The 13679-nt window shown below is 52.3% G+C and carries 8 protein-coding genes; 1 reads left to right on the top strand and 7 read right to left on the bottom strand.

All coding sequences use genetic code 11. The features are described 5' to 3' along the window. Window positions 1-3 precede the first annotated feature (3 nt). The gene (locus ACFOET_RS00745; protein WP_379018535.1) at window positions 4-633 is read left to right on the top strand and encodes an alpha/beta hydrolase; all 630 of its coding nucleotides are present in this window, start codon (window positions 4-6) and stop codon (window positions 631-633) included. Here the strand turns inward: ACFOET_RS00745 and bglX are convergent. From bglX to ACFOET_RS00710, 7 genes are all read right to left on the bottom strand, one after another. After that, window positions 620-2821 carry a beta-glucosidase BglX gene (bglX, locus tag ACFOET_RS00740; protein WP_379018533.1) on the bottom strand — a complete coding sequence of 734 codons (2202 nt, stop codon included), beginning with the start codon at window positions 2819-2821 and terminating at the stop codon, window positions 620-622. The genes ACFOET_RS00745 and bglX overlap by 14 nt on opposite strands. A gap of 130 nt (window positions 2822-2951) precedes the next feature. Then, window positions 2952-4682: a family 43 glycosylhydrolase gene (locus ACFOET_RS00735; protein WP_379018531.1), complete on the bottom strand. Its 1731-nt coding sequence runs from the start codon at window positions 4680-4682 to the stop codon at window positions 2952-2954. Continuing rightward, the gene (locus ACFOET_RS00730) at window positions 4682-6175 is read right to left on the bottom strand and encodes a sulfatase family protein (protein WP_379018529.1); all 1494 of its coding nucleotides are present in this window, start codon (window positions 6173-6175) and stop codon (window positions 4682-4684) included. The genes ACFOET_RS00735 and ACFOET_RS00730 overlap by 1 nt, the downstream gene beginning before the upstream one ends. 47 nt (window positions 6176-6222) lie before the next feature. Then, window positions 6223-7581 (bottom strand): glucoamylase family protein, encoded by a 1359-nt coding sequence (locus ACFOET_RS00725; protein WP_379018527.1) that lies wholly within the window; start codon window positions 7579-7581, stop codon window positions 6223-6225. A gap of 62 nt (window positions 7582-7643) precedes the next feature. Beyond that, a complete protein-coding gene (locus ACFOET_RS00720; RefSeq protein ID WP_379018525.1) occupies window positions 7644-8690 on the bottom strand; it encodes a metallophosphoesterase in 1047 nt (348 codons plus the stop codon). Window positions 8691-8715: 25 nt separating this feature from the next. Then, window positions 8716-10260 (bottom strand): RagB/SusD family nutrient uptake outer membrane protein, encoded by a 1545-nt coding sequence (locus ACFOET_RS00715; protein WP_379018522.1) that lies wholly within the window; start codon window positions 10258-10260, stop codon window positions 8716-8718. A 24-nt stretch (window positions 10261-10284) separates the two neighbouring features. Then, the gene (locus ACFOET_RS00710; protein ID WP_379018520.1) at window positions 10285-13362 is read right to left on the bottom strand and encodes a SusC/RagA family TonB-linked outer membrane protein; all 3078 of its coding nucleotides are present in this window, start codon (window positions 13360-13362) and stop codon (window positions 10285-10287) included. Window positions 13363-13679 lie beyond the last annotated feature (317 nt).

The following is a 13679-nucleotide window of genomic DNA, read 5'->3' as shown; positions in this document are numbered from 1 at the left end:
GCCATGTACACACACGATAAACAAATCATCCAAGCCGGCAATTTGGCTGCACAAGCCCAAAAAGCTGTGGTGCTGCTTCATGGCCGGGGCAGCACCGGGCAGGGCATGCTCTCCCTGCGGAATCATCTCCAGCTGGAAGATACCTTATTGCTGGCACCTCAGGCCACCAACAACTCGTGGTATCCCTACAGCTTTCTTGCGGAGATCGCTGACAATCAGCCAGCATTGGACTCGGCATTAGCGCTGGTAGACGACGCGGTGGCCGAAACTGTCAAGCTTGGCATTCCTACGGAGCAGGTGTATTTCGTGGGTTTTTCCCAGGGCGCGTGCCTCGCCGTTGAATACGTTGCTCGTCACGCAAAGCGTTACGGTGGCGTGGTGGCGTTTACCGGTGGACTGATCGGGAAAACGCTGAATGCAATGAATTACAGCGGTGATTTCGGCGGTACATCCATCCTCTTAACCGCAGGTGATGAAGACCCGCACGTACCCTTACACCGCATCGAAGAGAGCGCCGAAATACTCCGTGGCCTCGGCGCAAACGTCAAGCTGGAGATTTATCCCGGCAAACCCCACAGCATCAGTGCTGATGAGACATTGCTCGCAAACGAGTTTGTGTTCACTTCAGCGTAAACCGCTTTTCTTGAACATCGCGGGAGTTGGTGCCGACGAAAACGGCGAACTCGCCGGCTTCCGCCACATGCTCCAGCTCGGCATTGTAAAACTTCAGATCCTCTTCCGTCAGGTCGAAAACCACCTCCTGTGACTGGCCTGGCTCCAGCCGGATTTTCCGGAATGCCTTCAGCTCCTTAACAGGCCGGGTAACCGACCCGACCAAATCACGGATGTATAGTTGCACGACCTCCTCACCGGCATAATTGCCGGTATTGGTTACCTGTACACTTACCTGCAGCTTGCCACCGCGGGACAACTCGGCGCTACTAAGCGTCAGCTCGCCATAGCCAAAGCTGGTATAGCTTAATCCATAGCCGAAGGGATACAACGGCTCGTTGGTCACATCGAGGTAGTTGGATCGGAACTTTTCAAACCACTGCCCCTCAGCCAACGGTCGTCCGGTGTTTTTATGGCTGTAATACAACGGCACTTGTCCCACATGCTGGGGGAACGTGGCTGGCAGCTTGCCTGATGGATTGACATCGCCGAAAAGCACATCAGCCACGGCCTTGCCGGTTTCGGTGCCGCCAAACCATACATTAAGGATGGCAGGTACCTGCTCATCCTCCCAGGTGAGTGTCAGCGGACGCCCGGTAAACAAGACCAGCACCACGGGTTTACCGGTTTGCAGCAATCCGGCCAACAGCCGTTGCTGCACGGCGGGGATATTCAAATCAACGCGACTGGAACTTTCGCCGCTCATCTCGGAGCTTTCGCCTAAAGCGGCCACGACCACATCGGCTTGATTGGCAATTGCTAAGGCTTCCGCAAGCACCTCCGCTTCAGGTCGTTCATCGCGGGGTATGGTGCGTCCGAACATCGTGGCTCGCTCCTGATATGCAGCATCTTCCAATAAGTTCGACCCCTGATGATGAACAATCTTCACCTGATCGCCCAAAGCCGAACGCATCCCTTCCAACAAGGAGGGCGTGTTATCGAGGTCGGCACTTACGCTCCATGTCCCCGGCATGTTGGCCCCGGTGTTGGCCAGTGGCCCGATCAACGCCACCGTCCCCTGCTTTTTAAGGGGCAGTACCTGTCCTTCGTTTTTCAACAGCACAAACGACTTGCCCGCTGCTTCGCGCGCTTTGGCTAAGTGCCCCGGATTAAGGATCGCTTCCTTGGCCCGGCTCTCATCGCAATAACGGAAGGGGTCTTCAAACAATCCGAGTTTATACTTGGCTTCCAGCACCAGGCGGCACGCCCGGTCAATCTCCTCCTCGCTCACTTTACCTTCGTCCAGCGATTGCTGCAAGGTGGTCAGGAATCCCTCGCCCACCATATCCATTTCCACTCCAGCTTTTAGCGATAGTGCGGACACTTCCTGCAAATCGCCCAGTCCGTGGTCGATAAGTTCATTTACTGCCGTATAATCCGTCACGACAAAACCATCGAAACCCCACTGCTTGCGCAGCACGTCGGTCATCAGCCACTTATTTGCCGTGGCAGGCACGCCGTTAATGTCGTTAAAAGCGGTCATCACGCTGCCTGCACCGGCATCGATAGCCGCCTTATAGGGAGGCAGGTACTCGTTATACATACGGTGCAAGCTCATGTCCGTGGTATTGTAGTCGCGTCCCGCTTCAGCCGCGCCGTACAGCGCAAAGTGCTTGACGCAGGCCATCAGCGTATTGTGAGCGGTAAGGTCTTTCCCTTGATAGCCCCGCACCATGGCTTCCGCGATGCGTGAGCCGAGGTACGTATCCTCGCCGCTTCCTTCGGATATACGCCCCCATCGCGGATCGCGCGAGACGTCAACCATGGGCGAAAATGTCCAGTTAAGTCCATCAGCCGAAGCCTCCTCGGCGGCGATACGGGCGGTCTCTTGGATCAGTTCCATATCCCAGGTGGCCGCAAGCCCCAGCGGAATAGGAAAAATGGTTTTATAGCCATGGATGACGTCCATCCCGAAAATGATCGGAATTTTAAGCCGGGAATGGTTAACGGCCAGCTCCTGAGCGGCGCGGATACGTTGTGGGGTGCTCATGCTGAAGATTCCACCGATCTTTCCGGCTTTGATTTTTGACTCCACGTCAGTGCTGACCACCGATCCGGTCACCGCTTCTCCGGCCGTGACCAGATTGAGCTGGCCAATCTTCTCCGCTACGGTCATTTGACTCATCAAGTCATTGATAAAACGGTCCATATCGTTTTGATCTTGTTGGGCGCATACGGGCTTTACACCTATTGCTAGGCACATCAGGCCAATTAAAAAACAGAGCTGTTGGTTATATATCTTCATGATTGTCATGTATATCAGGATTTATTGTTACTCGTTACTCCGCCGCTTTGGCGGCTGTGCGTTCGGAAATTCCATTTTCATTGAACGCTTCTACCGTAAAGTAGTAAGGCTGATCAACGGTAAGCCCTTTAATCTCTAGGACGTCCTGCCCGTAAACCATCCAGGAATTATATAACTTATCGGGTGCGATGCCCCACCTTACGGTGTATCCCTGAGCACTTTCCTGCGGACTCCATGAAATTTTGGCGTCCCGCCGGTCGGTGCCGCGCGCCACAGCAAGGTTTTTAACGGTGGTCGGCTTTTTGCCGCTACCGATGCCGAACACCCGCAATCCGGAAATTGAAAGGAACGGCGTGGGTACGTGGATATTGCGATAACGAATGTATCGCACCTGTGCTGGCCTGCCCAGCTCCACATAGTCATTCGGCACATCGCGAAAGCTGGTTTGGCGGTCTACAAGCACCTGCCAATCTTTTCCGTCTACCGACCCCTCGATCGCATAGCGGTGGTAAAGCCCTTCAGGCTTCCCGTAAAGATCCGATTGATAGTCGTTAAAGTTGACCTGTATGGCATGCACCGCTGCCGCGCGCTGCAGATCAATCTGGAGCCATTGTGCATCGCCATTGTCTTCGGCCACCCAAAATGTTTTCACCTGTTCGTCGGTGACATGCGCTGGCCCGTAGCTCTCCCGTTGGGAAGACGCCGTCACCGGCTTTTGGTACGACAGCAGCATCCAGCCGGTAAATGTTCCCATCTTGTCCGGAATATGCGGCGCATAATGTGGATAGTCTCCGTAGGCAGTGTTGGCGTGCATCAACCCATCGGCGTCGAAATACGTAGGAAACATCCCGATACGCCGTTCCCACCCGATGTTTACATCCACGGCCATCGTACTGAAGTGCCAGTGCTGCCCTGCCGGCCCTTTTACCGTACTTCCATGGCCAGCCCCGTTGATAAAGCCGCCAGGTTTATACGAAAACGGGTTGTTGGGGGCATACGTGTACGGGCCAAGCGGCGCATCGGCTATATATACCCCGTCGCCATACACGTCAAACTGGGTGCCAGGCGCCGCGTACTGGAGGTAATATTTATTGCCGCGCTTCAACATAGACGGCCCTTCGATGTAGCCTCGGAGCACGGTATCGCTATGGTTGTGTCCAAACCGTTCCCATCCATACCGCTCCCCGTCCAGGTTGAACAGTTCGTGCACTTCCTTTGACATTGGGATGAAGCGGTTAGTCCGGTCGAGCTGTTTAGCCCTGATCGGGAACCTATTAGATGAACCCCAAAACATATACGCCTGCCCGTCATCGTCGATAAACAAGTCCGGATCCTGTAACTGGGTCAATACCGAAGGTACGGCCTTCCAGTCGCCCCGTATTGGATTATCGGTGTACAGGATGGCCATTGCACCGGACGGGTTTCCCGTCACGTACAAGACCGAGTCTCTATAATTATGTGCAGTGGGTGCATTCGACCCTTCGAAATACCATTTCTCCGGGCGGACAAACGTCCAGTTGTGCAGGTCCGGTGAGTACCAGTAGCCCATGGACCGGGTTACAAACATATAGTACTCACCACGAAATTCCACCACGGTAGGGTCTGCACCCGACCGATACGAGAGGCTGTCAAACCGGGTCGCATACGCATAGTCCAGGTTCAGCGGGTTGCAATAGGTGCGTTGCAGCAGCGCCTGTGCCGACACGCTGCGGGAGGCGGCAGATAACGCCGTCACTGCCAAGGCCGTTATGATCATTCCTTTCATCAGTATGTCCCCCTATACAGATGATCGATGCGCTTCTGATAGATTTTCTTCAATGGGATCTGCATCCCGTCGGTAGATTCCAGCCAGTCCCAGAGTTCTTTCTTCAACTGACCGGCAATCTCCGCCGATGCAGGATCGCGGATCAGGTTATTCATTTCATACGGATCGGTCTTCAGGTCGTATAGCTCGTTGGCATCCCAAAGTCCGTGGTTGAAGATGTATTTGTATCGGTCGGTACGCACGGCAAAGATGGTCGGTGTTTGCGGGAATGCCCATTCCCAATAATATTCGTAGTACACCTTATCGCGCCATCCGTCGATAGGTTTGCCTTGCAGTAGGGGCAGGAACGAGTAGCCCTGCATCTGCTCCGGCTTTTCCATGCCCACCAGATCGAGGATCGTGGGGCCAATATCCACATTCATTACCATTTGCGGTATTTGCGTTTGCGGCTTGATCAATTTCGGTGACCAAGCCAGCAGCGGCACCCGCATGGAAGCCTCATAAGCATTGCGTTTGTCAATTAGGCCGTGTTCGCCAAACAAGAAGCCGTTGTCGCCCATGTAAACGACCAGTGTATTCTCGGCCAAGCCCTGTTCCTCCAACCATGCGATGACCGAGCCGATGCTTTCATCCACGCTGCGGAGCGTCTCGCAGTACTGGCGGTAAAAATCCTCGAACACGATCTGTCCGTCATACATGTAATCCACGCCATGCCAACTGTATCGCTGTTTGCGCACCCATTCGGGGATATCGGCGGTATTCGCCGGTCCATCATAAGGCGTTTCGGTGCCCACACGCATGCTGCTGTCTGTAGCCGTCAGGTACATGGAGGGCGGGGTAATGATCGGCATGTCTTTATACGTCCCGCGGTGCCTTTCCGCAGGCTCAAACTCAGCGTGCACGCCCTTGTGCGAGAGGTAGAGGAAAAACGGCTGGTCATCATCCAAGCTGTTGAGCCATTCGATGGCGTAGTCGGTCAGCAGGTCGGTGGTGTAGCTTCCTTCGGGCTGCTTCACTTCCTCCCCGTTGATATTGAACGTAGGCGAATAGTACACCCCCTGCCCCCTGAAGCTCACCCACTGGTCAAATCCGGGCTGTTTTCCCGCACCTTCATTGCCCATATGCCACTTGCCGAAAAACCCGGTTTTATACCCCTTTTGCTGCATATACTCCGGAAAGAAGGTAAGCCCTTCGGGCATGGGCGCATTGTTATCTACGATGGTATGCGTATGCGCATACTGTCCGGTTAAGATAGACGCCCGGCTGGGCGAACAAAGGGAAGTAGACACAAACGCGTTTTGCAGGTGTGCGCCCTCCCGGGCCATCCGGTCCATGTGGGGCGTCTCCAGGTGGGGCACTTTATCCAGAAATCCCATGAAATCATACCGGTGATCATCGCTCAAGATGTACACCACATTATACGGTTTACTCGACTGAGCATATCCCAAAACCACACTCCCCCAAACACATAAAAACAGACAAATCCTTTTCATCAGTAGTTTTTTTTCATTAACACATTGCCGACACCTTTCGTGTCCCATTATATATTCGGCCCCTCAAAGCCCAGTTTCTTCAACCCTTCCTTGATCTCCGGTGCTCCCATAAAAAGCTTCCAAAGCAGGCCGCTGCGGTGGTTTTCAATCATCACCGGCACCGGGCCCTGGTCAATAGCCAGGTAACGCTGCGGAAACCAATTGTCCGTCTCGCTGTAGGCATCATAAAAGCCGTATTTACCCCAGACTTTATCTCCCAATTCCCCGTATAAATACCGGATTACCTCCATGGAGTATTCGGGTGTGTAAGGAAATGAGGAAAGCGCAGCCGTGGGTGAGATTACGCCCAGGTCATTGTCCGGATGATGTGCAGTATACCCCTTGACCGAATAGCTTGCCGTCAGCCCCCAAGCCTGCGGGCCGTAGCCTTCAAAACCCTTGGGATTTTCGATGCAGTATTCACGATGAATGAGTGCATGGCTGGTGTTGAGTTGCCAGTAATCGGCATAGCGGTCTTTCAATCCCTTCGGATTCAAACCCAGATAAGAATAATGCGACCAAAACAGCGGCCCCACACCATTGCCTTCCCGTACGTTATGTTTAAGGACGATGGGATGGCCATATCGTTCGGCTGCCGACTTGATGGTACCGCCGCGCGCCCAGCCTTCATGATACACTTCGGCTGGCACCCCGTGCGTAGGTGACGAGGCTGCCAGGACATAAGCGATCAAGCATTCATCATAACCCCGTATCGGATGATTGGCCGCCCAGCCAGCGGTGGGGCTCCAGTGCCAGTAGAGCACGTTCTGTCCGCCCTGGCGGTACCAATCCCACTCAATGCCTTTCCAGAGGGCATCCGCGCGTGCAGCCAGTTGCTTCTCCCGTTCATCGCCCTGCTGGAAGTATTCCCTGACACAAATCAATGCTTGCGCCATAAAGGCGGTTTCCACCAGGTCGCCGCCATTGTCATTTTTACTGAAAGGTTTCACCTCGCCCGTCGGGCCGTCTATCCAGTGTGACCATGCCCCATGAAAACGCTCCACCTTTTCGAGAAAGCCGAGGGCCCGTTCGAAACGCTCCACACCTTCTTCCCGGGTTATGAAATTCCGTTCCATGCCCACCAATATCGCCATCAATCCAAAGCCACTGCCGCCTATGGTCACCACATCCCGGTCGTTTTGCGGATACTCCCCATCAATGTGGATGCGCTCGCGGGCCAGGCCCGACACAGGTTCCGCGCCTTCCCAAAAATATTGGAACGTCTGTCGCTGCACCAAAGTTAGCAGGGAGTCGTCGGAAAGTCTTTGCCCGGTTGATGTAGCGTCTTCCCGCGACGCCTGATTCGGGCTACAACCCATTATGCTGCCGACAGTGATCGCCACCAATACCATGCCCGTCCCAACCATGGCTGATTTCGTCTTTTTGATTGATAATTTACTGTACACGCTAAATTATATTATTATGAAACTCAATTACTCATTTTATTGCCACTTTCCAGGTAGGCATGCCGGATATGGAACTGATGCGCTTTCTCTTCTGAATACGCATCGATGTACGGAGAGTACGTCGAAATCAATACCGTTTTTTCCTGCGGTTTGATTTTCACTATCCGCAGCCAGCCGTTTCCACCGTTTACAGAGCCACGCACCCCTTCCTGAAAGTTGGCTAGACACTGATATACCGGATATCCGGCATCATTAATGCTGACCAATGTACCCACCCCGCTATTCAACACATGCCCGGAAAATACAAACCGGATATTAGCGTGTTTCCCCACCAGTTTCTCCCAGATTTGCTCTCCGTCGTTTACGGCATGCGCTGCCGTATCCTTTCCTATGCCATAACCCTGCGGGCGCCAGTAATCGCCGGGCCCCTGCCGCGTACTGTCGGAGTACATGTAGCTGTGCGTGTTGAGTATGACCAGCCGATCCGGATGATCGGCGACAACATTGTTCGCCCAGGTCAACACTGATTCACGCGGGCCGAATTCCAGCGAGAGCACCAACCATTTATAATCACCCGTTTCCAACAGGTAGTACGCATTGTCAAGTCGTCCTTCTTCAAATATTCCACCAAAAGCAGGTAGCTTGGCCATGTGCTTAACAGGAAAGAAGGTGTTGAATAGCGTTGTATTACGAACGTCCGCAAACTTGCCTGGCTCACTGCCCATGTCATGGTTCCCTACGGCTAACACGTAGGGAACCTTATCATCAAGACGCTGAAAAGCATTGCGCACCAATCGCCACTCTTCCTCGTTGTTGTTTTGTGTCAGATCTCCTTGCTGAATCACCATAGCGATATTCGATGCTTCTCGCTCAATCCAGTCGATTTGTGCTTCGAGGATTTCAGGATATTTCTCGGCATATGTCTGGGTGTCCGGTAGCAACACAAATGTAATCTCTTCCTCCTCCGTAGGTGTACAGGCGGCGATAAGCACTGCGGTCAACACGAACACGATACCGCTGCACCACCCGCCCCTTTCGTCAATCATTTCACCACTTTTCTTCAATAGCATGATATTTCCGAAATTCATTTGCTACCTATCGCTGCATGTGTTCCCTTAGCTGCGGTAAAATATCCAACTGTTCGAGCGGGTATGGCAGAAAACGATGTTCATTCGGGTTGTAATTGCGGCCTTCGTGGTTCAGTTCTTCCGTACGATTATGGCGTACCAAGTCATAAAAGCGAACTCCCCATTCCATCCCGAATTCGGCAAATTTCTCGTCCAGCACATCATCCAGGGTGACCCCATTGATTGAGCCCAGGTTTGCCCTGTCCCTCACTTCGTTAACCGCCTCGTCTGCAGACATCACAGTGCTCGTGGCCCCGCTGACCAACGCTTCGGCATGCATGAGCAGCACTTCTGAATAACGTATAACGCTAAAATTGTTATTTGTGCCGTATACGGTACGGCCGGGAGTCAGTTGGGCAGTGGGCAGGTAGTGCTTGCCACTAAGAAATCGATACCGGGGATGGTCAAGAAAGACGTCATTATCCGGCGTTCGATTGGTCACCCAGTCTGGCAGGTCAGCATAGTTCGGGTCCGATTGAATGTCGGCTATACCAGCAGGCGTAAACAGCACCGATACCGGGAGCCGGACTTCCTCGTTGCGGTCAAGCATAAACTTGACGTACTTCATTGTTGGCTCCCAAAAACCCCAGCCTCCTCCTGCACCCGAAACGGCTGGCGTCCAAGCAGCGGCCGGCGGACCATAGACAACGAACGAGAAACGATTGTCAGTTCCCGTTCCGGTGCCATAGTCCGAAAACTGGAATTCCAGCAGCTTTTCGTCGTCCAACTTGCCGGGAATTTTGAACAGCTGATAATAATCTTGCGCCAGAGAGAACAGTCCACTCTGTATTATTTGGCCGGTGGCATCTGCCACTGCTTGGTAATTCTGCCGCTCCAGGTTGGCCATCGCTTTCACGGCGAGTGCCGTATAGGCAGTGACGCCGCCGCGGATATCCGTGCGCTGGTTAGGACGTACCTCGGGCAATAAGGGGATAGCTTCGTCCATCAAGTTGGAGATATGTTCCATTACCTGCTCGAACGTCGACACCTCCACATTAAAGAGGTCTGACGGCGCGGATGAATGCGGGATAAGGATATCTCCCCACAACCGTGCAAGCTGAAGCAGCTTAAAACCCTGCATCACTTTGATCTCGGCAATATACCGCTGGGCGGTAGCTGCATCGGCGCCGGCCTCTTGGTATCGCTGTATGGATTCTATCGCGCCGTGCCAGTATATCAAGTCACTGTACAGCCGCTGCCACGTACCGTTGACGATCCAAAAATTACGGTCGTAATTAAACACGTCAGTTTGTTGCAGCGGCACCTGATCGCCGGCTGCGTTCACATCATCTCCGCGTACGCCAACTGTTGTGTGCACCTCCCAAGGCAAGTCATATAACTCCCCATAGGCGCCATATAATACCAGCACCATGTTCTGTGATTGGGAATAATCAATTTCATCCGCGATTTGCTCATTTTCAAGCGGGGTATCCAACAAATCACCACATGAAGCAGCCAGCATTAGCGCTACTATCACCATTCCAGTGTACTGGATATATCGTATCGGTTTCATATGTAATCTCTTTTAGGATATAATTTAAAGTTTGATATTTAGTCCTATCGTGTAAATCGCCGGTATGGGATAGGTCTGCCGATCAATCCCATTCGGAACCTCCGGGTTAAAACCGTTATAATTGAACACCGTCAGCGGACGTTCTGCGGTGAGGGTAACCCGGGTTTCCGGCAACATCACGCCCCAGGTTTCCTGTCCGAAAAAGGTGTAGGAAAGGCGTACATTCTGTATGCGGAAGTAAGAGCCGTCTTCGACAAGATAGTTACTCATGTTTTGGTTCCATCCCCGTCGTAACCCTGAAGCCGATGGATAACGGTTTGAGGTACCGGGCCCCCGCCATAGGTTGGTTACCAAATCAGCATCCAGGTTGGTATCGTTGGTGAAAATCAGCTCACCCCGCTTCCTATTCATGATGCTATGTCCATGCTGGCCTTGGAACAATGCTGCGAATTCCAACTTCTTATACCGGAATCCAAGGTTGGCTCCCCAGGTGAATGTCGGCAGGAAAGACCCCAAGACCATTCGATCCTCGTCGTTGATGACGCCGTCACCGTTGAGATCCCGGTAGATAAAATCACCGGCCTGCAATTGATTTTCTCTAATGAATTCCGGTGTATAGCCGCTCGCTTGCACCATACTAGATAGATTGTCGTCATCAAAACGACCTTCCTGGAACACGCCCACCACATCGTACCCAAAAAATGCCTGATAGGGATGGCCGATGATCGAGCGCTGGCGGAATTCACTACTTCCAGCATTCAGGCCATTGGGACCCCCCAATCCGAGCACCGAATTTTTGAGTGTCGCAACATTCCCTCCGATGTTGTATGAAAAATCTTCAGAAATACGGTCTTCCCAATTGAGGTTTACCTCCAGGCCTTGATTTCGTATTTCGCCAACACTACGGCGTTGCGCATTGTTAAACGCCGGCTGAATGATATTTACAGCAAGGTTGCGTGTGTCTCTGATGAAGTAGTCGGCATCCAACGACAAACGGTTGTTGAGAAAACGGGCATTCAGACCAAAGTTCGTTTCCACAGTGGTCTCCCACTCTTCGATCAGGTCGAATGTTGGGGTAAGCCGGCGCCCAACAAAGCGGGCGTCGTCGATGGCGAGGTTGTTTTCAACGAACGTAGGCCTACCTACCGCCGGACGGATCGCATCGTTGCCCAACTGGCCCCATGACGCCCTGAACTTTAAGAAGTCAACGCCATTGACGTCGAAAAAGTTTTCTTCACTAAGCACCCAGCCGGCCCCTATGGTCGCGAAGTTACCCCACTTCTTCTGGAACTTGTTGTTACCATCCCGCCGGAACGTACCGTATAATAAGTAGCGGCTATCATAGTTATAAGCAACCCGTCCGAAAAAGGAAAGGAAATGCAGACGCGCGTTGATGGTCCTACCACCCGTATCGCCTATATTGTTCAGGTCATAATCCGTAGCATTTGACAGGTACCAAAACTGCTCGGTTTCCCATGCCGGAGCCGGATTGAGTCGCGTTCCCCGCGCGAACAAGAATTCGTTAAACTCACTTCGGTAGGATTGACCCACCACCACATTGAAATTGTGCTTATTGAAATCATTCGTATAAGTGAGGTAGTTATCCCACACCTGGTCGAACCCAGAGCCATGTTCCCGCCTAAGCGCAGATTGAGACAGCGTCCGCCCGTCGTTATATTCAAAGTCTACCCGTCTGGCATTGACATTTTCCAGACTATAGTTATACGCCGTACGAAAAGACAATTGGTCTGGAATAAGATTAATATCCGCATAAAAGTTGCCAAGGACTTTGCCGATGTTATTGCGGTTATCTACGTATAGCAGCGGATACAGTGGATTTTGACTTCCTCGGTATCCGAGCAATTGGGCATTCCCCAGCTGATATGGCGTAGCCTGTGTGTTTTGATCATCATAAGGGGGCAAAATCGGAACGGCAAAATAAGCGCGGAACCACGCGGCATCGTCACCAATGTATTGACGCGCAGCACTGATATTGATATTGCCACCCACGGTCAACCAGTCTTTAACTTTAGCATCTACCTTCGAGCGGAAATTAAATCGGTTATACGAATTCCGCGCTTCATTAAGCAAGCCTTCCTGAGCGAAGTAGTTGCCACCGATGGAGTATCGAACGCTTTCGCCCCCGCCATTGAACGAGAGGCTATGGTTCTGGATAGGTGCAGGGCTCATGATTTCCCGGTACCAGTCAGTGTTTACATTGGGCACATTGGGATTTGACGGATTGGCGCCAAAACGCGCGATCGCGTTTTGTATAAAGGTACGGTCTGCCGCACCTTCGCCGAGCTCATGCACATATTGAACAAACTGCTCCGCATTGGCCAGTTGGAGGACGTTTTGCGGGTTCTGCACGCCGTAATAGCCGTCGTACACAATTTCTCCCGGGCGGTTATAACTTCCCGATTTCGTCTCGACCAATATCACACCGTTTGCGGCGCGGACACCATAAATGGCGGCAGCCGATGCATCCTTTAACACGGATATGGTCTCGATGTCGTTTGGATTGAGAAAGTCAATATCGTCAAAAAACATACCGTCTACTACATACAAAGGCGCGGCACCACCTTCAAAAGACCCTATACCGCGCAGCCGTACAGTAGGCGTGGCCCCAGGCGCACCGCTGCTGACAATTTGCACACCCGCTACCCGGCCTTGCAGTGCCTGCATGGGCTGGGCATTGGGTGTTCGGGTAATCTCTTCAGATCGCACCCGGGAGATGGCCGTTGTCAAGTCTCTCTCACGCTGTGTCCCATACCCCACGACGACTACCTCATCCAGTTCGGTACCTTGGTCTTCCATCACCACATCTATCGTGGTACGATTAGCAACGGCTATTTCTTGTGTAGCGAATCCAAGCGAGCGGAACACCAAGGTATCCGTGCCTGAAGCTACAATCGAATAGTTACCTGTCGCATCGGTTTGGGTAGCTGTGGATGCGCCCTTCACCATCACGGTAACGCCTGGTATACCGTTTGACGTTAATGCATCGGTTACCGTTCCGATCACTCGCTCACCCTGAGCATACGCGGTCGCGCTGCAAAGCAGAAATAGCCATAAAAAACAGCTGGTAAATACATGTCTCATGTCACTTAATTTAATTGGTTTTGCGTATTCTTTATGTGTTAATTAGATGCCGGCATGTCTGCTGACACCATCACCACAACCATTGTTATATGAAAACCCATGGGTTGCTCATATGTTTCGCAAATTTGTGATGTAATTAGTTGAAAGGTGAATTACCTACCTATACATTGCTACATCTACTGACCAAGCACTGCTCGATCCCCTTCTCGATTACAGCTCATACCACTGTGAGCCAGTTAGTATCAAACCAGTGACACTACAGCAAAATTGTCGAGATAGTGTATCGAATACACAGTCTGCTATGAGAGGTAATGATG

Source organism: Parapedobacter deserti (assembly GCF_042646065.1).
In the GTDB taxonomy this organism is placed as follows: domain Bacteria; phylum Bacteroidota; class Bacteroidia; order Sphingobacteriales; family Sphingobacteriaceae; genus Parapedobacter; species Parapedobacter deserti.
The sequence above is the reverse complement of the archived record's forward strand: the minus strand, read 5'-3'. Positions and strand labels throughout refer to the sequence as shown.